This is a genomic window from Enterobacter ludwigii (assembly GCF_001750725.1).
Lineage (GTDB): Bacteria > Pseudomonadota > Gammaproteobacteria > Enterobacterales > Enterobacteriaceae > Enterobacter > Enterobacter ludwigii.
Window position 1 is genome coordinate 892,763 of sequence record NZ_CP017279.1, and the last position, 22,363, is coordinate 915,125.

19 protein-coding genes, 2 tRNA genes and 2 other RNA genes are annotated in these 22,363 nt (G+C 54.1%); 11 read left to right on the top strand and 12 right to left on the bottom strand.

Annotated features, from left to right (window positions below; genetic code table 11):
- Positions 1-30: 30 nt before the first annotated feature.
- Positions 31-3,993, bottom strand: coding sequence for a trifunctional transcriptional regulator/proline dehydrogenase/L-glutamate gamma-semialdehyde dehydrogenase (gene putA / locus BH714_RS04155; protein ID WP_040017118.1), 3,963 nt, complete (start codon positions 3,991-3,993; stop codon positions 31-33).
- A gap of 423 nt (positions 3,994-4,416) precedes the next feature.
- On the opposite strand from putA, the gene putP reads away from it, so the two are divergent.
- Positions 4,417-5,925 (top strand): sodium/proline symporter PutP, encoded by a 1,509-nt coding sequence (gene putP / locus BH714_RS04160; protein ID WP_020884712.1) that lies wholly within the window; start codon positions 4,417-4,419, stop codon positions 5,923-5,925.
- 110 nt (positions 5,926-6,035) lie between these two features.
- A complete protein-coding gene (locus tag BH714_RS04165) occupies positions 6,036-6,455 on the top strand; it encodes a DUF3574 domain-containing protein (protein ID WP_014169506.1) in 420 nt (139 codons plus the stop codon).
- 32 nt (positions 6,456-6,487) lie between these two features.
- Here BH714_RS04165 and BH714_RS04170 read toward each other — a convergent pair whose 3' ends face one another.
- On the bottom strand, positions 6,488-7,672 hold the full coding sequence (locus tag BH714_RS04170) for a NupC/NupG family nucleoside CNT transporter (RefSeq protein ID WP_014169507.1): 1,185 nt from the start codon (positions 7,670-7,672) through the stop codon (positions 6,488-6,490).
- A gap of 251 nt (positions 7,673-7,923) precedes the next feature.
- Here BH714_RS04170 and efeU point away from each other — a divergent pair, with 251 nt between their 5' ends.
- The 4 genes from efeU (at position 7,924) to phoH (ending at position 12,504) form a co-directional block, all read left to right on the top strand.
- On the top strand, positions 7,924-8,757 hold the full coding sequence (gene efeU, locus BH714_RS04180) for an iron uptake transporter permease EfeU (protein ID WP_020884710.1): 834 nt from the start codon (positions 7,924-7,926) through the stop codon (positions 8,755-8,757).
- Positions 8,758-8,799: 42 nt separating this feature from the next.
- Positions 8,800-9,927, top strand: a complete 1,128-nt coding sequence (efeO, locus tag BH714_RS04185) for an iron uptake system protein EfeO (RefSeq protein WP_040017119.1) — start codon at positions 8,800-8,802, stop codon at positions 9,925-9,927.
- A gap of 5 nt (positions 9,928-9,932) precedes the next feature.
- Complete coding sequence (efeB, locus tag BH714_RS04190) at positions 9,933-11,216, top strand: iron uptake transporter deferrochelatase/peroxidase subunit (RefSeq protein WP_020884708.1); 1,284 nt, start codon at positions 9,933-9,935, stop codon at positions 11,214-11,216.
- Positions 11,217-11,715: 499 nt separating this feature from the next.
- Complete coding sequence (gene phoH, locus BH714_RS04195) at positions 11,716-12,504, top strand: phosphate starvation-inducible protein PhoH (protein ID WP_040017120.1); 789 nt, start codon at positions 11,716-11,718, stop codon at positions 12,502-12,504.
- Positions 12,505-12,620: 116 nt separating this feature from the next.
- Here phoH and BH714_RS04200 read toward each other — a convergent pair.
- The 4 genes from BH714_RS04200 to BH714_RS04215 all read right to left on the bottom strand — a co-directional run bounded on the left by BH714_RS04200 (position 12,621) and on the right by BH714_RS04215 (position 14,596).
- Positions 12,621-12,758: non-coding RNA, RtT sRNA (locus BH714_RS04200), on the bottom strand.
- 44 nt (positions 12,759-12,802) lie between these two features.
- A tRNA-Ser gene (locus BH714_RS04205) sits at positions 12,803-12,890 on the bottom strand.
- Between the two features lie 147 nt (positions 12,891-13,037).
- Positions 13,038-13,715 (bottom strand): isochorismatase family protein, encoded by a 678-nt coding sequence (locus tag BH714_RS04210; protein ID WP_040017121.1) that lies wholly within the window; start codon positions 13,713-13,715, stop codon positions 13,038-13,040.
- A 20-nt stretch (positions 13,716-13,735) separates the two neighbouring features.
- Complete coding sequence (locus BH714_RS04215) at positions 13,736-14,596, bottom strand: pirin family protein (RefSeq protein ID WP_040017122.1); 861 nt, start codon at positions 14,594-14,596, stop codon at positions 13,736-13,738.
- A 109-nt stretch (positions 14,597-14,705) separates the two neighbouring features.
- Between BH714_RS04215 and BH714_RS04220 the strand changes: the two genes are divergently transcribed.
- A complete protein-coding gene (locus tag BH714_RS04220; protein WP_014169514.1) occupies positions 14,706-15,611 on the top strand; it encodes a LysR family transcriptional regulator in 906 nt (301 codons plus the stop codon).
- A 120-nt stretch (positions 15,612-15,731) separates the two neighbouring features.
- On the opposite strand, the gene BH714_RS04225 is transcribed toward BH714_RS04220, so the two are convergent.
- Together BH714_RS04225 and BH714_RS04230 are read right to left on the bottom strand one after the other, a co-directional pair.
- A non-coding RNA gene (locus tag BH714_RS04225) (RtT sRNA) lies at positions 15,732-15,867 on the bottom strand.
- 227 nt (positions 15,868-16,094) lie between these two features.
- A tRNA-Ser gene (locus BH714_RS04230) sits at positions 16,095-16,182 on the bottom strand.
- A 232-nt stretch (positions 16,183-16,414) separates the two neighbouring features.
- Here BH714_RS04230 and ghrA point away from each other — a divergent pair.
- The 4 genes from ghrA to BH714_RS04250 all read left to right on the top strand — a co-directional run bounded on the left by ghrA (position 16,415) and on the right by BH714_RS04250 (position 19,329).
- Positions 16,415-17,353 (top strand): glyoxylate/hydroxypyruvate reductase GhrA, encoded by a 939-nt coding sequence (ghrA, locus tag BH714_RS04235; RefSeq protein ID WP_040017123.1) that lies wholly within the window; start codon positions 16,415-16,417, stop codon positions 17,351-17,353.
- 84 nt (positions 17,354-17,437) lie between these two features.
- The gene (locus BH714_RS04240; protein ID WP_014169516.1) at positions 17,438-18,175 is read left to right on the top strand and encodes a phosphatase; all 738 of its coding nucleotides are present in this window, start codon (positions 17,438-17,440) and stop codon (positions 18,173-18,175) included.
- A gap of 20 nt (positions 18,176-18,195) precedes the next feature.
- A complete protein-coding gene (locus tag BH714_RS04245; protein WP_040017125.1) occupies positions 18,196-18,750 on the top strand; it encodes a TorD/DmsD family molecular chaperone in 555 nt (184 codons plus the stop codon).
- A gap of 96 nt (positions 18,751-18,846) precedes the next feature.
- On the top strand, positions 18,847-19,329 hold the full coding sequence (locus BH714_RS04250; protein WP_074176885.1) for a DUF1097 domain-containing protein: 483 nt from the start codon (positions 18,847-18,849) through the stop codon (positions 19,327-19,329).
- Positions 19,330-19,372: 43 nt separating this feature from the next.
- Here the strand turns inward: BH714_RS04250 and csgG are convergent, their stop codons facing one another.
- The 4 genes from csgG to csgD are packed head-to-tail and all read right to left on the bottom strand — an operon-like array spanning position 19,373 to position 21,714.
- A complete protein-coding gene (gene csgG, locus BH714_RS04255) occupies positions 19,373-20,206 on the bottom strand; it encodes a curli production assembly/transport protein CsgG (protein WP_014169519.1) in 834 nt (277 codons plus the stop codon).
- Positions 20,207-20,232: 26 nt separating this feature from the next.
- A complete protein-coding gene (gene csgF / locus BH714_RS04260) occupies positions 20,233-20,646 on the bottom strand; it encodes a curli production assembly/transport protein CsgF (protein WP_020884701.1) in 414 nt (137 codons plus the stop codon).
- A gap of 23 nt (positions 20,647-20,669) precedes the next feature.
- A complete protein-coding gene (gene csgE, locus BH714_RS04265; protein ID WP_020884700.1) occupies positions 20,670-21,059 on the bottom strand; it encodes a curli production assembly/transport protein CsgE in 390 nt (129 codons plus the stop codon).
- 4 nt (positions 21,060-21,063) lie between these two features.
- The gene (gene csgD / locus BH714_RS04270; protein ID WP_020884699.1) at positions 21,064-21,714 is read right to left on the bottom strand and encodes a biofilm master transcriptional regulator CsgD; all 651 of its coding nucleotides are present in this window, start codon (positions 21,712-21,714) and stop codon (positions 21,064-21,066) included.
- Between the last annotated feature and the right edge of the window lie 649 nt (positions 21,715-22,363).

Genomic DNA, 22,363 nt, shown 5'->3' on the forward strand with positions numbered 1-22,363 from the left:
GCGTAGTGCCACCGGGGATATTTTACACGATTAACCGATTGTCATCAGGCTCGCGTTACCGCCCGCCGCCGCGGTGTTCACGCTGAGCGAGCGCTCCACGTACAGACGTTCCAGCAGCAGGTTGGTTTCGCCGCGGGCAAAGCCCTGTACCGAAACAATCGCACCGCTGCGGGCCGCCACCTGCTCGCACAGTTCGCGCAACTGGTCGGAATCACCGTGATAGATAACGGCATCAAACGGCTGAGTCAGCAGGGCATCGGGCTTCGCAAAATGAATGCGGGCAGAGACCGCTTTCGGCAGCTGTTTCGCCAGGTCACGATGCAGTGCATCTTCCGGCCACAGCACTTCACAACCGGTTGCAGCAGCAGCGGCCAGCTGAACCAGCGCATCCTGCTCGTTGTCCGCCACGCACAGCACACGCTCGCGCGGCATCAGCGTCCAGGTGTTGCGCTCACCGGTTGGCCCCGGCAGCAGGCGCTGCGTTCCCGCCTGCGCCAGTTCGCCATACTGCTGTGCGACAGCGCGCAGTTCCGGGCGTGTTTCTGCCCACGTGATGAGCGCCTCCAGCGGCTGTGTCAGCACGGCCTTCAGCTGCGCGTCCACCGGACGTTCGGCATCCTGACGTGCCAGCGTCACGCCGAGCGCATTGTCCGGACGGTTTGCCAGCAGACGGTATAGGTAGAGTGGACCACCGGCTTTTGGACCGGTACCTGACAGACCTTCACCGCCGAACGGCTGTACGCCCACTACCGCGCCGACCATGTTACGGTTGACGTATAGGTTGCCTACTTTAGCGCTGCCGGTCACCTGAGCGATGGTCTCATCGATGCGGGTATGCACGCCGAGGGTCAGGCCATAGCCGGAGGCGTTAATCTGTTCAATCAGCTCGTTGAGGTTGTTACGGTTGTAGCGCACCACGTGCAATACCGGGCCAAAGACCTCTTTTTTCAGCTCGTCGAAGCTGGCCAGTTCAATCAGCGTTGGCGGCACAAAGGTGCCGGTCTGCCACTCGCGGGCATCCTCGCTGTTTTCACGCACGGCCTGGAAGACCGGACGGCCTTTGGCGCGCATGGTCTGAATGTGGTTTTCGATATTTGCTTTGGCTTCCGCGTCGATAACCGGCCCGATATCGGTCGTGAGACGGCCCGGGTTACCCATGCGGCATTCGGCCATCGCGCCGCGCAGCATCTTCAGCGTGTGGTCTGCCACGTCATCCTGCAGACACAGCACGCGCAGGGCGGAACAGCGCTGGCCCGCGCTGTCGAAGGCGGAGGCGAGAACATCGACCACCACCTGCTCGGTGAGCGCGGAGGAGTCGACGATCATGGCGTTCATGCCGCCGGTTTCAGCGATGAGCGGCGTTGGACGCCCCTGTGCATCAAGACGGGTGGCGATGTTGCGCTGCAGCAGGGAGGCCACTTCAGTTGAGCCGGTAAACATCACGCCGCGCACACGGTTATCGGCGGTCAGTTTCGCCCCGACCGTTTCACCGCGGCCCGGCAACAGCTGTATGACACCCGCAGGCACGCCCGCTTCCAGCAGAATGTTAATACCCTGAGCGGCAATCAGCGGGGTCTGCTCCGCCGGTTTTGCCAGCACGCTGTTGCCTGCGGCAAGTGCGGCGGCAATCTGGCCGGTGAAGATCGCCAGCGGGAAGTTCCACGGACTGATACACACCACCGGACCGAGAGGACGGTGGGTTTCGTTATCGAAATCATCACGAACCTGGCCTGCGTAGTAGTGCAGGAAGTCGACCGCTTCACGAACTTCGGCAATGGCGTTGCTGAAGGTTTTACCTGCTTCGCGCACCAGGATCCCGATGAGCGACTGCATCTGGTCTTCCATCAGCACCGCAGCACGTTCCAGAATGGCGCCACGCTCTTGCGGCGGCGTCGCGAACCAGATTGGCGCGTTATTCACCGCGCTGTCCAGCGCCTGATCCACTTCTGCTTCGGTTGCTTCACGCACGTAGCCGACGATATCTTTTGGCTCCGCCGGGTTAATCACGGGCTGCATTTCGCCATCAGCGACGGGCTGCTCCAGAATCGGTTTGGCCTGCCATTTCTGCAGCGCGCTGTTGAGCAGGGCGGAGGAGAGGGAGGCCAGACGGTGTTCGTTCGCCAGGTCCAGGCCCGCGGAGTTCACGCGACCTTTGCCGTACAGTTCACGCGGCAGCGGGATCTTCGGATGCGGCAGGCCAATCTGACCTTCCTGGGCCGCCATCTTCTCAACCGCCTGCACCGGATCGGCAACCAGCTCGTCAAGCGGCAGGGTGGTATCGGCGATACGGTTAACGAAGGAGGTGTTCGCCCCGTTCTCCAGCAGACGACGCACCAGGTACGCCAGCAGGGTTTCATGGGTGCCCACCGGGGCATAAATACGGCACGGACGGTTCAGTTTGCCGTCCGCCACTTTACCGGTGACCTGCTCGTACAGCGGTTCACCCATGCCGTGCAGGCACTGGAACTCATACTGACCCGGATAGTAGTTCTGACCGGCCAGGCTGTAGATGGCCGCCAGAGTGTGGGCGTTATGGGTGGCAAACTGCGGGTAAATCAGGTTCGGCACGCCGAGCAGTTTTTTCGCGCAGGCAAGGTATGAGACATCGGTGTAAACCTTGCGGGTATAGACCGGATAGCCTTCCAGACCTTCCATCTGGGCGCGTTTAATTTCGCTGTCCCAGTAGGCGCCTTTTACCAGGCGGATCATCAGGCGACGGCGGCTGCGGCTTGCCAGGTCAATCAGGTAATCAATCACGAACGGACAACGTTTCTGATACGCCTGGATAACGAAACCAATTCCGTTCCAGCCTGCCAGCTCCGGCTCGAAGCACAGTTTTTCCAGCAGATCGAGGGAGATCTCCAGGCGGTCGGCCTCTTCGGCATCGATGTTGATACCGATGTCGTACTGGCGCGCCAGCAGGGTCAGAGACTTCAGGCGCGGATAGAGCTCTTCCATCACCCGGTCGTACTGCGCACGGCTGTAGCGCGGATGCAGGGCCGAGAGCTTGATGGAGATCCCCGGGCCTTCATAAATACCACGACCGTTTGACGCTTTACCAATGGCGTGAATCGCCTGCTGGTAAGAGACCATATAAGCCTGCGCGTCGGCGGCGGTCAGAGCCGCTTCACCCAGCATGTCGTAAGAGTAGCGGAAACCTTTATCTTCGAGCTTACGGGCGTTGGCCAGCGCTTCCGCGATGGTTTCGCCGGTAACAAACTGCTCGCCCATCAGGCGCATCGCCATATCCACACCTTTGCGGATCAGCGGTTCACCGCTCTTGCCGATGATGCGGTTCAGGGAGCGGGAGAGGTTGGCTTCGTTATGGGTCGAGACCAGTCGGCCGGTAAACAGCAGGCCCCAGGTCGCCGCGTTGACGAACAGCGACGGGCTGCGGCCAATGTGTGACTGCCAGTTACCGTTGCTGATTTTGTCGCGGATCAGTGCGTCACGGGTGGCTTTGTCAGGAATACGCAACAGCGCTTCCGCCAGACACATCAGCGCTACGCCCTCCTGAGAGGAGAGGGAAAACTCCTGCAGCAGCCCCTGTACCATTCCGGCGCGGCCGGTGGCATTTTTCTGGTTACGCAGTTTGTCGGCAAGCTGATACGCCAGGCTGTGCGCCTGAGAGGCAATGGCTTCTGGCAGACGGGCCTGCTCCAGCAGCATCGGTACGGCGTCGGTTTCGGCACGACGGTAAGCACCGGTAATGGCGGCGCGACTGACCGACTGAGGCAGGATCTGCTCGGCGAATTCAAGGAACGGCTGATGGTTTTCGTCAGCAGCGGCGGAAACCTCATCACTTTCATTGGCTGCACCCGCCAGCAGCGCGGGCAGCTCTGGCAGCCCCTCATCGCTTTCGAGTCTTTCGAGGTAGTTAAAAATCGCCTGCTTGATTAGCCAGTGCGGCGTGCGGTCAATGCGGGTTGCTGCGGTCTTAATCCGTTCGCGGGTTGCGTCATCCAGCTTAACCCCCATGGTGGTCATACCCATGCCAAAGCTCCTGTTGTTCTGTCGTCGTGTGCTATCGATAGCGTGAAATATCCACCATGTTGCAACTTTGTGCAACCGTGTTAAATGTGACCTGGTTTGCAACCCAGAAAATGAATGGATTGTTAAGAGATGGTTAGCTGGAAAAAAGTGCTGGCTTCTGGATGAGAGGCCTGTTTTTATGCGGGACTTAACACTTTTAAAAGGTGCAACCCGTAAAAGCGTGAGCGAGTGCAACCTATACGAAAGACGTATAAAACCAGGGATGAATTTGATGTAAATGCAGTGTTAAATCGTTTGTGTGCGAGCACTGCTTACGGCAGGATACGCGCGGCCAACAGAAACACATACACACATCACTACGTTCCGGTGATGACATAACAAGGCAACCCGGACGGTTGTCGCTCGACATTTTGGAGAATTTGAATGGCAATTAGCACACCGATGCTGGTGACATTTCTCGTTTATATATTTGGCATGATCCTGATAGGGTTTTTGGCATGGCGTTCAACAAAGAACTTTGACGACTACATTCTGGGCGGGCGTAGCTTAGGGCCGATGGTCACCGCACTCTCTGCGGGCGCGTCCGACATGAGCGGCTGGCTGCTGATGGGTCTGCCGGGGGCGATTTTCATCTCCGGTATTTCTGAAAGCTGGATCGCCATTGGCCTGACCGTCGGGGCATGGATCAACTGGAAGTTGGTTGCAGGCCGTCTGCGCGTGCATACCGAAGCCAACAACAATGCGTTGACCCTGCCGGATTACTTCACCGGACGCTTTGAAGATAACAGCCGCGTGCTGCGCATTATCTCTGCGCTGGTTATCCTCGTGTTCTTCACCATCTATTGTGCCTCTGGCATTGTGGCCGGTGCGCGCCTGTTCGAAAGCACCTTCGGCATGAGCTATGAAACGGCGCTGTGGGCTGGTGCTGCGGCAACCATTCTCTATACCTTCGTGGGCGGTTTCCTGGCCGTAAGCTGGACTGACACCGTGCAGGCGAGCCTGATGATCTTCGCTCTGATCCTGACGCCAGTCATTGTCATCTTCACCGTCGGCGGCTTTGCTGATTCGCTGGAAGTGATTAAGCAGAAGAGCATTGAAAACGTCGACATGCTGAAAGGGCTGAACTTTGTCGCCATCGTTTCGCTGATGGGCTGGGGTCTGGGCTACTTCGGTCAGCCGCACATTCTGGCGCGCTTCATGGCCGCTGACTCTCACCACACGATTGTTCATGCCCGTCGTATCAGTATGACGTGGATGATCCTCTGCCTGGCGGGTGCCTGTGCGGTTGGTTTCTTCGGCATCGCTTACTTCAACAATAACCCGGCGCAGGCAGGTGCAGTAAACCAGAACGCCGAACGTGTGTTCATCGAACTGGCGGGCATTCTGTTCAACCCGTGGATTGCCGGTATTCTGCTCTCCGCGATCCTGGCGGCCGTGATGTCCACCCTGAGCTGCCAGCTGCTGGTCTGCTCAAGTGCAATCACCGAAGACCTCTACAAAGCGTTCCTGCGTAAAGATGCGAGCCAGAAAGAGCTGGTATGGGTGGGGCGTTTCATGGTGCTGGTGGTGGCCTTAATCGCCATTGCGCTGGCGGCAAACCCTGAGAACCGCGTGCTGGGCCTGGTAAGCTACGCGTGGGCGGGCTTTGGTGCGGCGTTTGGTCCGGTGGTGCTCTTCTCGGTGCTGTGGTCGCGCATGACCCGCAACGGCGCGCTGGCGGGGATGATTATCGGTGCGCTTACCGTTATCGTCTGGAAGCAGTTCGCCTGGCTCGGTCTGTACGAAATTATCCCGGGCTTCATCTTCGGCAGTATCGGCATTGTGGTGTTCAGCCTGCTGGGTAAAGCGCCTTCTGCCTCAATGCAGAAACGTTTTGCTGAAGCAGACGCACACTATCACACTGCACCGCCGTCTAAGCTGCAGGCTGAGTAATCTTCGCTGATAGTCAGGCCGGGTAAGCGCGCGCTACCCGGCTTTTTTCTTGCCAAAATCCGCAATTTACGATGATATCGCTGTGCTTATAACAATGAGGATAGCGAAGCATGACAATCAAAACAGGGGTAATGGCAGCGGCATTATTGATGCTGGCGGGCTGCAGTGTGCCGTCGCAACACGCGGCGATGGAGACCTGCAAAGCGGATAACCAGATGCAGCAAACCACGCTCTATTTCGGGCTAAACCGTCCCGCAGGGGCGCAAATCACCACCGGCGAGTGGCAGCAGTTCGTTGACCAGGACGTGACGCCGCGTTTTCGCGATGGCCTGACGGTCTTTGATGCGCGTGGGCAGTGGCTGGGTAACGACGGGAAAGTGGCGCGTGAACCGAGCAAGGCGCTTATGCTGATCCACGGTAAAGATGCGCAGAGCGAGAAGAATATTGAAGCGTTGCGCGGTATTTATAAATCACGCTTCGCGCAGGAGTCGGTGATGCGAGTCGATCAGCCGGTGTGCGTGCAGTTTTAATGAAAAACGGCGGGAGAACCCGCCGTTATCGCTTACAGCACCAGTCCTGCAAAGCTGGCGGACAGTAAACTGACCAGCGTCGCGCCATACACCAGACGTAAGCCAAAACGCGATACCACGTTCCCCTGTTGCTCGTTCAGGCCTTTGATCGCCCCGGCCACAATGCCGATAGAGGCAAAGTTAGCGAACGACACCAGGAAAACGGACAAAATGCCCAGTCCGCGTGGTGACATCTGATGCGCAATTTTTTGCAGCTCAATCATTGCCACAAATTCATTTGCGACCAGCTTGGTTGCCATAATACTGCCGGCATTCAACGCGTCGCTCAGCGGAATACCAACCAGCCATGCCAGCGGGTAAAATACATAGCCCAGGATCTGCTGGAAGCTCATACCAAATACGCTGGAGAAGAGGGCGTTAACGGCGCTAATAAGGGCAATAAAGCCAATCAGCATCGCCAGAATAATCATCGCCACTTTAAAACCGGCCAGAATATACTCGCCAAGCATTTCGAAGAAGCTCTGGGACTCGTGCAGCTTTTCAAGCTTGATGTCCGGCTCTGCTTCCGGGCGCGCCGGGTTGATAATGGAGAGAATAATAAAGGTGCTGAACATGTTCAGGATGAGCGCGGCAACGACAAATTTGGCGTCGAGCATGGTCATATAGGCACCGACAATCGACAGAGATACCGTCGACATGGCCGTGGCCGCCATGGTGAAGAGACGACGAGAGGAGAGGTCGCCCAGTACACCCTTGTAGGCAATAAAGTTTTCAGACTGTCCGAGGATCAGCGAGCTCACCGCGTTGAACGATTCCAGCTTACCCATGCCATTCAGTTTTGACAGCAGTGTCCCGATCACCCGAATAAAAATCGGCAGAATTCGCCAGTGCTGAAGAATACCAATCAGTGCGGAGATAAAAATAATCGGGCAAAGTACGCCGAGGAAAATGAACGCCAGTCCTTTTTCACCCATCCCGCCAAAGACGAAATTGGTGCCTTCAGCCGCGAATTTCAGCAGTGACTCAAAGAATCCCGAGACATATTTAATAATGAACAGCCCGCTTTCGGCATGCAGGAAAAAGAACGCCAGGGCTATTTCAATGACAATCAGCTGTAAAACAAAACGAATGCGAATTTTTCGGCGGTCGAAACTCACCAGCCAGGCAAGCGCAAGAATAATCACCAGCGCCAGCAGGAAATGGATAATGTTAAACATGGTTAATTTTCAGTTGGTTTTTGAGGCAGATATTTAGCCACAGCCCTGATTAACCGTAAATGGGCATTTTCGCTATAACTTATAAACTTAACGATAACGCCAGCAATTATTACCAGGCTGGGTGTTTACAACTCGTCATCAAAACAACACACATTTCGCTTGTTTTTCTTGCTGGCGTAATGATAATCACTATCACAAGAATTTACCTTTCTTTGCATCAGTTGACCGCGATAAACATTTAAGGTGTCGGCATGTTTGTTCCATTTCTCATTATGTTACGCGAAGGTCTCGAAGCGGCCCTCATCGTCAGCCTCATCGCCAGTTATCTGAAGCGAACCCAGCGTGGACGCTGGATCGGTGTCATGTGGATTGGGGTATTCCTCGCCGCAGCACTCTGTCTGGGCCTTGGCATTCTTATCAATGAAACCACCGGTGAGTTTCCCCAGAAAGAGCAAGAGTTGTTTGAAGGGATCGTGGCCGTCATTGCCGTGGTAATCCTCACCTGGATGGTGTTCTGGATGCGTAAAGTGTCCCGCAACGTGAAGGTGCAGCTGGAGCAGGCGGTGGATAACGCCCTGCAAAAGGGCAATAACCACGGCTGGGCGCTGATCATGATGGTCTTTTTCGCCGTGGCGCGGGAAGGGCTGGAGTCGGTTTTCTTCCTGCTGGCGGCATTTCAGCAGGATGTGGGGATCTGGCCACCGCTGGGTGCGATGCTGGGTCTGGCCACTGCGGTGGTGCTGGGCTTCCTGCTCTACTGGGGCGGCATTCGTCTTAACCTGGGTGCATTCTTTAAATGGACCAGCCTGTTTATTCTGCTGGTGGCCGCTGGGCTGGCGGCGGGGGCGATCCGCGCTTTCCACGAAGCGGGCCTGTGGAATCACTTCCAGGAAGTGGCGTTCGACCTCAGTAACGTGCTCTCAACGCACTCCCTGACCGGTACCTTGCTCGAAGGTATTTTTGGTTACCAGGAAACGCCGAGCGTCAGCGAAGTGGCGATGTACTTTATCTATTTGGTTCCGGCGCTGGTGCTGTTTGCCATGCCGCCGCGCACCGGCACTCAGACGTCGCGCGTTGCGCCGTAATCTGTCTGCATTAGTTACAACATACTTTTAAAGGGAAGAGTCATGGCAATTCAGTTCCGTCGTAGTGCGTTATGCGCAGGCATTGCCGCGCTGTTCGCTTCAGCATTTTCCGCCTGGGGCGCGGATGTTCCGCAGGTCAAGGTTTCGGTCAATGATAAGCAGTGCGAGCCAATGACCATCACGGTCAACAGCGGCAAAACCCAGTTTATTATTCAGAACCACAGCCAGAAGGCGCTGGAGTGGGAAATCCTGAAAGGCGTCATGGTGGTGGAAGAGCGTGAAAATATCGCGCCGGGCTTTAGTCAGAAGATGACCGCCAACCTGCAGCCGGGTGAATATGAGATGACCTGCGGGCTGCTGACGAACCCTAAAGGCAAGCTTATCGTGAAGGGCAACGCCACGGCGGACGCCGGAAAAGGCACGGCCCTGTTGAGCCTGGGTGATGCGATTACTGCTTATAAAGCGTATGTCATCAAAGAGACGGCGGACCTGGCTGCGGGTACCAAAGCCTTCACCGATGCGGTAAAAGCGGGCGATATCGCGAAAGCGAAATCCCTGTATGCGCCAACCCGCCAGCATTACGAGCGGATTGAGCCGATTGCCGAGTTGTTCTCTGACCTGGATGGCAGCATTGATGCCCGTGAAGATGATTTTGAGCAAAAAGCAGCCGACCCGAAATTTACCGGCTTCCACCGTCTGGAGAAAGCCCTGTTTGGCGATAACACTCTCAAAGGGATGGATAAATATGCCGATCAGCTGAACAGTGACGTGCTTGAGCTGCAAAAACGCATCAGCGAGCTGGCCTTCCCGCCATCAAAAGTGGTGGGCGGTGCCGCGGGTCTGATTGAAGAAGTGGCGGCCAGTAAAATCAGCGGTGAAGAAGACCGTTACAGCCACACCGACCTGTGGGACTTCCAGGCGAACGTCGATGGCGCGCAGAAAATTGTCGATCTGCTGCGTCCTCAGCTGCAGAAAGATAACAGCGAACTGCTGGCGAAAGTGGATGCCAACTTCAAAAAAGTCGACACCATTCTGGCGAAGTACCGTACCAAAGACGGGTTTGAAACCTACGATAAACTGACCGATGCCGACCGTAACGCGCTGAAAGGCCCGATTACCACACTGGCGGAAGATCTCTCCCTGCTGCGTGGCGTACTGGGTCTGGATTAAGCACGATGAACAAGCAGAATGAACACGACGTGGTGGAACCTTCACGTCGTCGATTGTTAAAAGGGGTAGGGGCGCTGGGGGGCGCCCTTGCTCTGGCCGGAGGGTGTCCGGTGGCGCATGCGGCGAAACCGCAAAGTGCTCCCGGCACGCTGTCACCCAATGCACGCATGGAGACGCAGCCTTTTTATGGCGAGCATCAGTCGGGCATTCTGACGCCACAGCAGGCCTCCATGATGCTGGTGGCTTTTGATTCGCTGGCAAGCGATAAAGCCGATCTTGAGCGTTTGTTCCGCCTGCTGACGACGCGCATCGCGTTTCTCACCGCCGGTGGTCCGGCGCCGGACACGCCTAACCCGCGTCTGCCGCCGATGGATTCCGGTATCCTCGGGGCATTTATCGCTCCGGATAACCTGACGATAACCGTTTCGCTCGGTGAGTCGCTGTTTGATGCGCGCTACGGGCTGGCAAAACAGAAGCCAAAAGCGCTGCAGAAAATGACGCGTTTCCCGAATGACTCTCTGGATGCTGCTCTCTGCCACGGCGATCTGCTCCTGCAAATTTGCGCCAACACCCAGGATACGGTGATCCACGCGCTGCGCGACATCATCAAGCACACGCCGGACCTGCTGAGCGTTCGCTGGAAGCGGGAAGGGTTTATCTCTGACCATGCCGCCCGCAGCAAAGGGAAAGAGACGCCCGTAAACCTGCTGGGCTTTAAAGACGGCACGGCCAACCCGGACAGCCGTAATGATCCGCTCATGAAAGAGGTGGTCTGGGTGACGGCCGATCAGGGCGAGCCGGCATGGGCTGTGGGGGGAAGCTATCAGGCGGTGCGGATTATTCAGTTCCACGTGGAGTTCTGGGACCGTACGCCGCTCAAAGAGCAGCAGACGATTTTTGGCCGCGATAAACAGAGTGGCGCTCCGCTCGGGATGAAGAACGAGCATGATGTGCCTGACTACGCCAGCGATCCGAATGGCGATGTCATCGCGCTGGACAGCCATATCCGACTGGCCAATCCGCGTACCAAAGAGACACAATCCAGCCTGATGATGCGTCGGGGATATAGCTATTCACTTGGCGTAACCAACGCCGGCCAGCTCGATATGGGGCTGCTGTTTGTCTGCTATCAGCACGACCTGGAGAAGGGCTTCCTGACCGTACAGAAACGCTTAAACGGGGAAGCGCTGGAAGAGTACATTAAACCCATCGGCGGCGGTTATTTCTTTGCCCTGCCTGGCGCACGCGATCGCAACGCCTATCTCGCTCAAGGGTTGATTGAAGCCTGATAATTGTCCCTGCGATAATTCGCGGGGACATTATTTTTTCATATGCCTGTCCTGCTGTTATATTTCTGTAATATTCCTGTATGAGACTGATTTCCACTGTAGGGACAGTCTTAAAGTTACGTTCAGGTAAAATAAATGTTGCATTTATGATAACTCCTGATGTACTTAAGATAAGACAGCGGTAGTTCCCGGCAGTGATGCTGAATCACTATGGAGATCGCGAATGGTTGCGTCCTGTACTGGACATGGTAAACACAACACCCGCAGCACCCGGCGCGGAGGCTCAGACTCCGGCAGCGATTTCCTCACCACAAAATTATCCCCCTCGACTCAAGAATCTCTTTCGACCGACGTGCAGAATGGTGCGCGTAGCCGTTCTGTTGCGTCATCCGGTAAAGCAAGCAATGGCTTACAAGGAAGCCAACCCTCTGATGTTCGTGCGCATAATCGTGCTGAAACTGGCACGTGTGATGAATACCAACAACTCAAGGTGCTATCCATGGGAAGACAAAAAGCAGTGATCAAAGCTCGTCGCGAAGCAAAACGTGTGCTGAGACGGGATTCACGTAGTCATAAACAGCGTGAAGAAGAATCGGTCACCTCGCTTGTGCAGATGAGTGGCGTAGAAGCAATTGGCATGGCCCGAGACAGCCGTGATAATTCTCCAATTGTGGCGCGCAATGAGGCTCAGGCGCACTACCTGAATGCTATCGCGAGTAAACAGCTCATCTTTGCAACCGGCGAAGCTGGATGCGGGAAAACGTGGATCAGTGCAGCCAAAGCGGCAGAGGCGCTGATCCATAAAGACGTGGAGAGAATTATTGTCACCCGTCCGGTACTGCAGGCTGATGAAGATCTTGGCTTCTTGCCAGGAGATATTTCAGAGAAGTTTGCCCCTTACTTCAGGCCCGTCTATGACGTGCTGGTGAAACGTCTGGGAGCATCCTTTATGCAGTACTGTCTGCGACCAGAGATTGGCAAGGTGGAAATCGCGCCGTTCGCTTATATGCGCGGACGTACATTTGAAAATGCGGTCGTCATTCTTGACGAGGCTCAGAACGTGACCGCAGCGCAAATGAAGATGTTTTTAACGCGCCTCGGGGAAAACGTGACGGTCATCGTCAATGGTGATATTACCCAGTGCGATCTGCCGTCGGGCGTGAAGTCCGGACTGAGCGACGCCATGTCACGTTTTGAGGAAGATGAGATGATTGGGGTGGTACGCTTCACGAAAGAAGACTGCGTGCGTTCAGCGCTCTGCCAGCGCACGCTGCAAGCGTACTATTGAGTTAGCCGTTGTGTTCAAGGCCCGGGAAACCGGGCTTTGTTTTTTGTGCGGGCGTCCTGTCCGGGGAATATAAAAGAAAAAAGCCCGTACTTTCGTACGAGCTCTCATCTTGAATATGGCGGTGAGGGGGGGATTGACTCGCTTCGCTCGCCCTGCGGGCAGCCTGTTCGCTGCGCTCTCAGTCTGTCCAACTGGCTGTCGCCCGTTGTCGAACCCCGGTCGGGGATTCTCATCCCCCCTGTCCGGGGGATATAAAAGAAAAAAGCCCGTACTTTCGTACGAGCTCTTATCTTAAATATGGCGGTGAGGGGGGGATTCGAACCCCCGATACGTTGCCGTATACACACTTTCCAGGCGTGCTCCTTCAGCCACTCGGACACCTCACCATATTGTTTTGCTGCCTGACCGCTTGGGGGGCAACGGGGCGCTACTATAGGGAGTTGCGCTAAAACGGTCAAGCAGATTTTCTGCTTTAGTGCTTGTTCGGTTAAGCAATAATCAGCTCCACGTCATTTTGACCGTGGAGCCGGTGATTAACGCTGTGAATCGAGCACTTCGCTGTTTTTGACCACCTCTTGTGCTCTGGTATAGCTTTCGATCAGCAGCTGATAGGCAGGGAAGATATGGGTATACACTTCAGCCCACTCGGCTGCATCTTCCCGGTTCCATGTCCGCTGGATCTCAGAGGCAACCGCCGCGGTATCCATTGGTACCACCCCGGCCTGGACCACGCGCGCCAGGGTGATCTCCTGAGCCATTTTGCTGTAGGTGCCGGAGGCATCAATAACCGCAAACACTTTATAACCCTCCGCGACTGCGCTAATAGAGGGAAACGCCATGCAGACGCTGGTGATGGTGCCGGCGATGATCAACGTTTTGCGCCCGGTGGCTTTCACCGCAGCCACAAACTCCGGGTTATCCCAGGCGTTGATCTCACCTTTACGTGGAACGTATTGCGCATGTGGCGCATTAGCGTGGATCTCCGGAATAAGGGGGCCATTCGGTCCCTGCGGAACAGAAGCGGTGGTGATCACCGGGATCTTCGCCAGGGTAGCGATTTTTGCTAGCGCCGCAGCACGTGCGCGCAACTCTGGCATTGGCATATCCCCCACGGTCTGGAAAAGTCCGCTCTGGTGATCGATAAGCAACATCACCGCATCGTTTACATCAATAACCGGGCGTGAGCCGTTAAAATTTGCAGGTGCAGACATCTTCTTCTCCTTTATTACCATCAGATCTGGCCGAAGCGGCCGGAGTTGAAATCACGAATGGCTTCCGCGATTTCGGTTTTACTGTTCATCACAAACGGCCCATAGCCCACGATGGGTTCATTCAGCGGCTCGCCGGCCATCAGCAGGACTTTGGCATCGAGGCTCGCTTCCAGATGGAGTGTGTCGCCTTGCTGGCTTAATACAACCAGCTGTGCCTCGCCTGCCTGGGCTGTTCCGTTCACCGTAATGGTGCCTTCCATCACAACCAGCGCCGTGCTCCAGCCCTCCGGCTGACTGAGCGTGAGATGGCTACCCTGATTGAGCGCAATGTCCCAGACGTTTAGCGGTGAAAAGGTGTGCGCGGGGCCAGCAACATCCTCGTAGCGACCTGCGATAACCCGCAGCGAGCCGCTGTTATCCGGCAGCGTGATCACAGGGATATCCGCCTTAGTGATGCTCTGGTAGCCCGGCGTCGCCATTTTGTCTTTGGCAGGCAGGTTGACCCACAGCTGCATCATTTTCAGTTCACCGCCTTTCTGCGCGAACGCGCTGGAGTGGAACTCCTCGTGCAAAATGCCAGCGCCCGCCGTCATCCATTGCACGTCCCCGGGGCCTATTACGCCGCCTCTGCCGGTGGAATCGCGATGTTCAACTTCGCCGGAATAGACGAGGGTGACCGTTTCGAAACCCCGGTGCGGATGCTCGCCGACGCCGCGCTTTGCCCCATCCGCCGGGAAGGTGTATGGCCCGGCGTAGTCCAGCAGCAAGAACGGACTGAGCGGTTCGCCGTGCGTCTGGTAAGAAAACATTGAACGTACCGGGAAACCATCACCAACCCAGTGTTGACGGGGAGCGGTATACACGCCTGTTACGTTTTTCATGATGAACTCCTGAAGCGTTGTTGATGTAATTAGCTTATATTCAGCGTTAATATCTCGGTAGATAGTGAAAATGGCATTCACTGTTCTGAAAATAGAACGATGAGGATTTATGCAGGATCTCAATGACTTCGTCTGGTTTGTGAAGGTGGTCGACTACGGTGGTTTTGCTGCAGCGGGGCGTGCGCTCGATTTGCCGAAGTCCCGGCTAAGCCGCCGGATAGCTCAGCTGGAAGAGCGGCTTGGCGTGCGGTTAATACATCGCACAACGCGGCAGTTTACGGTGACAGAAGTAGGCCAGACCTTCTATCAGCACTGTAAAGCGATGATGGTGGAAGCAGAAGCTGCTGAGGAGGCGGTGGCCGCGTTACAGGCTGAGCCGCGCGGTATTGTCAGGATCACCTGCCCGATAACATTGTTGCATGTCCATGTTGGCCCGATGCTGGCGAGATTTATGGCGCGCTATCCAGGGATCGCGCTGCAGCTTGAGGCAACCAACCGGCGGGTAGACCTGGTGGGGGAGGGGATTGATGTCGCGATCCGTGTGCGCCCGCGTCCGTTCGATGACAGCGATCTGGTGTTAAGGGTACTGGCTGACCGGGGACATTGCCTGGTCGCTGGACCGGCGTTGATTCAAAGGATGGGTAAACCGTTGGTGCCCTCTGAACTCAGTGCCTGGCCTGGATTAAGCACGAACGAGGGTAAACACATCCATAAATGGGAACTGAGCGGTCCCGAAGGGGCGAAGGCGGAAATCCATTACCATCCTCGCCTGATCACTACCGATATGCTGGCGCTGCGTGAAGCGGCTATAGCGGGTATCGGCGTGGTGCAGTTGCCGATATTGATGGTGAAAGATCAGCTTGCGTCAGGGGACCTCATTCGCGTACTTGATGCCTGGGAGCCACGACGTGAGGTGATTCATGCTGTGTATCCTTCAAGACGCGGGTTACTCCCGTCTGTCAGGGCACTGGTGGATTTTCTTACCGAAGAGTATGCGCGGATGGTGGAAGATTAATCTTTCCCTCTCCCCTGGAGCGAGGGTGAGGATCTTACACCACACAAGGTCTCATGCTGCGCGGGCGGAGAATATAAAAGAAAAAAGCCCGTACTTTCGTACGCGCTCTCATCTTGAATATGGCGGTGAGGGGGGATTGACTCGCGTCGCTCGCCCTGCGGGCAGCCTGTTCGCTGCGGGCTCAGTCTGTCCAACTGGCTGTCGCCCGTTGTCGAACCCCGGTCGGGGATTCTCATCCCCCCTGTCCGGGGGATATAAAAGAAAAAAGCCCGTACTTTCGTACGCGCTCTCATCTTGAATATGGCGGTGAAGGGGGGATTGACTCGCTTCGCTCGCCCTGTGGGCAGCCTGTTCGCTGCGCGCTCAGTCTGTCCAACTGGCTGTCGCCCGTTGTCGAACCCCGGTCGGGGATTCTCATCCCCCCTGTCCGGGGAATATAAAAGAAAAAAGCCCGTACTTTCGTACGAGCTATCATCTTAAATATGGCGGTGAGGGGGGGATTCGAACCCCCGATACGTTGCCGTATACACACTTTCCAGGCGTGCTCCTTCAGCCACTCGGACACCTCACCATATTGTCATCCCGTTGTTGCCGGGACGGGCGCTAATGTAAGGAAAAGCCGAACTGGCGTCAACTCACTTTTTCAGTAAATCAGTGCATTTAGACAAACTTCAGTCAACATGGCTTTTAAATGTGCTGAAAGCGCCTTTTTTATCAACAACGCGGTGGCGGGAAAAATTTGTTATGCTGGCAATCCAGTTGAAAATGAACACAAAACAGCGCAATAAAAGGCAGGAATGACTATGGATATAATCTTCTATCACCCCACTTTTGATACTGCTTACTGGATTAAGGCACTTTCGGCGGCGTTGCCCGGGGCGAGCGTGCGTGAGTGGAAACGTGGTGATAACGAACATGCTGACTACGCGCTGGTCTGGCATCCGCCGGTAGAAATGCTCCAGGGCCGTAAACTGAAGGCCGTTTTTGCACTGGGCGCCGGCGTGGATTCGATTCTGAGCAAACTGAAAGCACACCCTGAAATGCTGCCGGAAGAGATCCCTCTTTTCCGTCTGGAAGATACCGGCATGGGCCAGCAAATGCAGGAGTATGCCGTCAGCCAGGTGCTGCACTGGTTCCGCCGCTTCGACGACTATCAGGCACTAAAACAGCAATCCCACTGGGAGCCGCTGCCGGATTATCAGCGTGAAGATTTTACCATTGGTATCCTCGGGGCTGGCGTGCTCGGCTCAAAAGTCGCTGAAGCACTTGCCCCGTGGGGCTTCCCACTGCGCTGCTGGAGCCGTAGCCGCAAGGATTATCCGGGCGTAGAAAGTTTTGCCGGCGCTGATGAGCTTCCTGCGTTCCTGAACGGTACGCGCGTGCTCATCAACCTGCTGCCAAATACGGCCGAAACGGTGGGGATTATCAATGGTGCACTGCTTAATCAACTGGCCGACCAGAGTTACGTAATGAACCTGGCACGCGGGGTACACCTTGTTGAGTCCGATCTGCTTCAGGCGCTGAACAGCGGAAAACTGAAAGGGGCGATGCTGGATGTGTACAGCCGCGAGCCGTTACCGGCCGAAAGCCCGCTGTGGGCACATCCGCATGTGGCGATGACGCCGCACATTGCAGCGGTCACGCGTCCGGCGGAAGCTGTGGCCTATATTACCCACACCATCAGTGAGATGGAGCAGGGCCATCCGGTAACCGGAAAGGTCGACAGACAGCGCGGCTACTGAGTGAAACCCGGCGTTAGCCGGGTTTTTGCTAATATTCGCTGCAGATAACTGCTATCCTTTGGAAAAACCGCAGAGGAGAGAAAGATGTATCCCGTTGACCTGCATATGCACACCGTCGCCAGTACTCACGCGTATAGCAACCTCCATGATTATATCGCGCAAGCGAAACGCAAGGGCATTACGCTTTTTGCGATTACCGATCACGGCCCGGACATGGCAGATGCGCCGCACTACTGGCATTTTGTGAATATGCGGATCTGGCCACGTCTGGTGGACGGTATTGGGATACTGCGCGGTATCGAGGCAAACATTAAAAATACAGACGGTGAAATCGACTGCACCGGACCGATGCTGACCTCTCTGGATCTGATCCTTGCCGGTTTCCACGAGCCGGTTTTCGCGCCGCAGGATAAAGAGACGAACACCCGAGCGATGATTGCTGCTATAGCCAGCGGCAACGTGCACATTATTTCTCATCCGGGTAATCCTAAATACCCGATTGATATCGAGGCTGTTGCCCAGGCGGCAGCGAAACACCGCGTGGCGCTGGAGATCAATAACTCTTCTTTTGTTCACTCGCGCAAGGGCAGTGAAGCAAACTGTCGCGCCGTGGCAGCTGCAGTACGGGATGCCGGCGGCATGGTGGCGCTGGGTTCCGATTCCCATACCGCGTTTACGCTGGGTGATTTTAGTGAATGCCTGAAAATACTGAATGACGTGGATTTCCCGGAAGACAGGATCCTTAATGTTACCCCACGCCGCATGCTTGATTTCCTCGAGTCACGCGGAATGGATCCGATTGATGAATTTGCCGATCTTTAATTGTGTAATGGAATAAAAAAATGAATGAGTTTTCCATCCTTTGCCGCGTGCTGGGTACGCTGTTCTATCGTCAGCCGCAAGACCCGCTGCTGGTTCCACTCTTTACCCTGATTCGTGAAGGGAAACTGGCGCAAAACTGGCCGCTGGAACAGGATGAGTTGCTGGAGCGTCTGCAAAAAAGTTGCGATATGCAGCAGATTTCAACGGATTACAACGCACTGTTTATTGGCGACGAATGCCGCGTTTCGCCGTACCGTTCAGCCTGGCAGGAAGGGGCGACGGAAGCGGAAGTGCGCACGTTTCTCTCTGAACGCGGAATGCCGCTGACGGATACCCCTGCGGACCATATCGGAACGCTGCTGCTGGCTGCATCCTGGATTGAAGATCACGCCGCTGATGATGAGAACGAGGCTATCGAAACGCTCTTCGAAGCGTATCTGCTGCCGTGGTGCGGTACTTTCCTCGGCAAAGTTGAAGCACATGCGACCTCGCCGTTCTGGAGAACGCTGGCTCCGCTGACCCGCGACGCCATTGCGGCAATGTGGGATGAGCTGGAAGAAGAGGATGAAGAGTGATTTAGGTCACATAAATTCTGCAACCATACATTTCATCTTGCACGGAATGTGCATCTGATCTCATTTCCATGGCGCGCTTCTGCTAAGATGCGCGCCATGAACATATTACTGTGTATCGCATTCACGACAGGCATTCTCTCCGGACTATGGGGATGGGTGGCGGTCTCTCTCGGGTTGCTCAGCTGGGCCGGGTTTCTGGGCTGTACGGCCTACTTTGCCTGCCCGCAAGGCGGCGTAAAAGGGCTTTTTATCTCTGGCTGTACCCTGATGAGCGGTGTTATCTGGGCACTCGTGATTATGAAGGGCAGCGCGTTGGCCCCGCATCTGGAGATCCTGGGCTATATCATGACCGGCGTAGTCGCGTTTTTGATGTGTATCCAGGCAAAGCATATGCTGCTGTCGTTTGTACCCGGTACCTTTATGGGCGCATGCGCGACGTTTGCAGGGCAGGGGGACTGGGCGCTGGTGCTTCCCTCGCTAATGCTGGGGTTGGTGTTTGGCTATGCCATGAAGAACAGCGGCCTCTGGCTGGCCGCCAGACGGGATAAAGCGCAAAACATCACTGCGGTAAGCGAATAAAAAAAGGCGAGATGATGATCTCGCCTTTTTTATGCGCTTCCTGTCAGGATTCCGGAGGCACTGACATATCGCGGTATTTAACCAGTATCGGGTTTTGCGCCTCTGCTTTGTTCTGCAGGTCCCACAATCCACGATCGATACCATCATTAATCAGGAAGATTACCCCGGTTTCTATGGCTGACATCAGACACATCATGACCGGTTCGTTAGAGGTATACCCGATTTCACCCTCCAGCAAACGCTGGTAATCGATGAAGCGGAAAACCCCGGCCTGCACTTCATAAGAAAGAATGGTTTTGCTGGTCGTTACCGAAGAGAGCACTTCGCCCGTGCTGACGTTGACGACACGCAGGTTAACGGCGATTTGGTCGAGCTGATATTGCGTATCAGCACCGATACCAAAGTAACGCGCGCCCACACCACCCGATTTAACGTTGCTTTCATAACCGATAATCGATCCCTCGATCATGACGTTCGCCGCGGCCAGTGATTCCAGCGGCATGCGGTTATTATTCGCGACGGTACCATTTTCCTGCGCAGCGCGAATAATTTTCCGTTCATTTAACAGGTTCTGGAGACCCTGACGTTCCAGAGGAATAAACCAGTGCGAATCCTTCAGGGCGGTCACCAGCATGGCGGTGGCGCTCTGTGGCACTGCCGTAGAAAAGTTACTTGCCGGATAAGGTTTAAATTGTCCCGTTTCATCCTGAATGTTGTAAACCGAGACAAATATTTTACCGGTCGGCGCAGGTAAATGTGTTAAATCACGATAGCTTTGAGCCCGAGGCATTAATGTTGGTTTTGCAGCTTCTTTAGGTGGAGCAGTTAAACAACCGCTCAATAAGCACACTGCAACAAATATCAGGAAGCGCTGCATGATCGTTGTCCTTATTTCGTTGTTGTTTAAAAGTTCGTTGAATCACTTTGTAGACCGGAAACCTGAATGGTGGAGGTTTTCCCGGTTTTTCGATCGGTAACGTTCAACTGGAGTTGTCCGTCCTTGTTGGCGATGTCGACAATGAAGTCGTTGGTCACCATTCGGCCGGGTTTGCCGGTATTAATGTTGGTCAGCAACCCTCCCAAAATCTGCGACTGGATAGCCTGCGTGAAGTTGTCCAGTGCCGATGGGGTATCGACGCTAAAATCCTTAAAGCTGGGATCCTTATAGGAGTTTTGCGCCTGGGCTTCGTTCAACAGAAACGCCCCATTATTGGGATTACCGCCAAAGTTAGGGTTACGGAACTGGAACGTCATATTTCCGGCCCAGCTTATAGGGGTTATTAGCATTATCGAAACAACTGCATATGCAATACGCATGACAGCCTCCGGATATAGGTTCGCTAGAATTCGTCTTTTGCTAAATCGCTAGTGCTTAATAGCGCTTTATCAATTTGCAGGCGATTAATAGCATCTTCTGATTGAGCCAGTGCTAAGGCTACGTTTTTATCGAAGTCTATTTTCGTGGGGAATAAAAATGTTTGATAAATAACGTCCTGATTAGCCGTTATTGTTATCCAACTTCCCCATCGTGCACTGGGCCGCTCGTTGATTGTTATATTTCCAGTAAATGTACTGTCCCATTTGTCACTGAATGCACGATAAAAATTGTGCCCGACCGAGGAGACAGTGTGGTCTGTTAACAATCCGGGAACTTCGACCTCGACGGCCCGTACGTTCCCGGCAGCGAGCATGAAACTCGCTGCGGCGATCCAACTCAACGTGCGTTTCATTTGATTAACGCCTGAGGTTATCGTTTGCCCATGAAACAGCCTGAGTTCGGTTCTTAACAGCTATCTTCTTGAAAAGATTATAAAGGTGCGTCTTTACCGTATTTTCGCTGATAAATAACGAACGGGCGATTTCAATATTTGAAGCACCAATGCGCAATTTGTTCAGGATCTCTTTCTCACGGTGCGTTAGCAGCGCTGACTCTGAACTGTTATAGCGGTAATTTCCGGAGTGCGTGATGAGGTAGCTGGCAAGTTTTTGCGAAAAATAACACTCGCCGCGCAATATACCCTGCAGACCTTCGACCAGCCGATCTTCTTCTTCCGTGATATAGAACACACCATTGATATGCGGCCAGCTTTCAATATCCCTGAAGGGATACTCATCAGGAGTATTCAATAATAACACGCGGATATTATTGTTTTTCCTGCTTAAATTATCTTGCCAGTAATGGATAAGCTTTTTATCCGCTTCCATCATATCAATCAGAATGATACTGCCAGGTGCAATATCATCAAAAGAACGTTGAATATTATGTAATTTCCCGTGCAGAGACAGCGATTGCTTTAAATGTTGTAATAAAGCGGTCGCTTGCAACGAAGGTTTTGTGATCAACAGTAACGTATGACCATGTAAACTTTGGACTTCATTATACATGATGAAACCCCACTTTTTTATGACACCTGACAGCGGTCCTCCAGATAAAAAAGAGGACCCCAGAAGTACTGACAGATGTTGCACTGCTGTGTGAAGAAAAAAACCATAACCTCCAGCAGGAGGTAAATATAAAACAAATTTCGTACATCTGATTTCAATCTAGCTATTACTAACTTTAAAGCAAGTGTTAAACGTGTAACAGGATGTAAAAATCAATATTAATTTGTGAAAATGGACTCTTTTAAATGTTGTGGAATGATAAGAAAGTTGTACATGTAAATAACCCTGCACAGATTTTAAAAATCATACAAATATTTATAATTGTTTGATTTTTATTAATATTAATTATTTATTTCTTCCCGTAAAGAGGTATGAGTCACAGAGATTTTCTAAGTCCTGGAATGAACGATGCTGCGTCTTAAGAAAACAGGTCTCGTGTCACGTGTTGTGTAAAATGTCCTCCTGGCGTTTCGTTTAGCGTCCGTTGCATGGGGGCTTTACTCCTCTCGTCCCGCTGCACAATCGATTATTAAGAAAGGCTTAATAGAAAAATAAGAACCCCGGTCTATAACGTTTTTTTGCATGGAATTACTACTTTGAGGTGACGTGATAAATAAAAATAAGCCACGCGGGTGAGATATTTAAAATG

Excerpts from the sequence above, each read along its gene's own strand:
- BH714_RS04240 (WP_014169516.1), top strand. The coding sequence starts at position 17,438 with ATGTATCCCGTTGACCTGCATATGCACACCGTCGCCAGTACTCACGCG.
- efeB (WP_020884708.1), top strand. The coding sequence starts at position 9,933 with ATGAACAAGCAGAATGAACACGACGTGGTGGAACCTTCACGTCGTCGA.
- csgE (WP_020884700.1), bottom strand. The coding sequence starts at position 21,059 with ATGAAACGCACGTTGAGTTGGATCGCCGCAGCGAGTTTCATGCTCGCT.
- ghrA (WP_040017123.1), top strand. The coding sequence starts at position 16,415 with ATGGATATAATCTTCTATCACCCCACTTTTGATACTGCTTACTGGATT.
- BH714_RS04250 (WP_074176885.1), top strand. The coding sequence starts at position 18,847 with ATGAACATATTACTGTGTATCGCATTCACGACAGGCATTCTCTCCGGA.
- BH714_RS04170 (WP_014169507.1), bottom strand. The coding sequence starts at position 7,672 with ATGTTTAACATTATCCATTTCCTGCTGGCGCTGGTGATTATTCTTGCG.
- putP (WP_020884712.1), top strand. The coding sequence starts at position 4,417 with ATGGCAATTAGCACACCGATGCTGGTGACATTTCTCGTTTATATATTT.
- BH714_RS04220 (WP_014169514.1), top strand. The coding sequence starts at position 14,706 with ATGCAGGATCTCAATGACTTCGTCTGGTTTGTGAAGGTGGTCGACTAC.
- phoH (WP_040017120.1), top strand. The coding sequence starts at position 11,716 with ATGGGAAGACAAAAAGCAGTGATCAAAGCTCGTCGCGAAGCAAAACGT.
- csgG (WP_014169519.1), bottom strand. The coding sequence starts at position 20,206 with ATGCAGCGCTTCCTGATATTTGTTGCAGTGTGCTTATTGAGCGGTTGT.
- BH714_RS04210 (WP_040017121.1), bottom strand. The coding sequence starts at position 13,715 with ATGTCTGCACCTGCAAATTTTAACGGCTCACGCCCGGTTATTGATGTA.
- efeO (WP_040017119.1), top strand. The coding sequence starts at position 8,800 with ATGGCAATTCAGTTCCGTCGTAGTGCGTTATGCGCAGGCATTGCCGCG.
- BH714_RS04215 (WP_040017122.1), bottom strand. The coding sequence starts at position 14,596 with ATGAAAAACGTAACAGGCGTGTATACCGCTCCCCGTCAACACTGGGTT.
- BH714_RS04245 (WP_040017125.1), top strand. The coding sequence starts at position 18,196 with ATGAATGAGTTTTCCATCCTTTGCCGCGTGCTGGGTACGCTGTTCTAT.
- csgF (WP_020884701.1), bottom strand. The coding sequence starts at position 20,646 with ATGCGTATTGCATATGCAGTTGTTTCGATAATGCTAATAACCCCTATA.
- BH714_RS04165 (WP_014169506.1), top strand. The coding sequence starts at position 6,036 with ATGACAATCAAAACAGGGGTAATGGCAGCGGCATTATTGATGCTGGCG.
- putA (WP_040017118.1), bottom strand. The coding sequence starts at position 3,993 with ATGGGTATGACCACCATGGGGGTTAAGCTGGATGACGCAACCCGCGAA.
- efeU (WP_020884710.1), top strand. The coding sequence starts at position 7,924 with ATGTTTGTTCCATTTCTCATTATGTTACGCGAAGGTCTCGAAGCGGCC.
- csgD (WP_020884699.1), bottom strand. The coding sequence starts at position 21,714 with ATGTATAATGAAGTCCAAAGTTTACATGGTCATACGTTACTGTTGATC.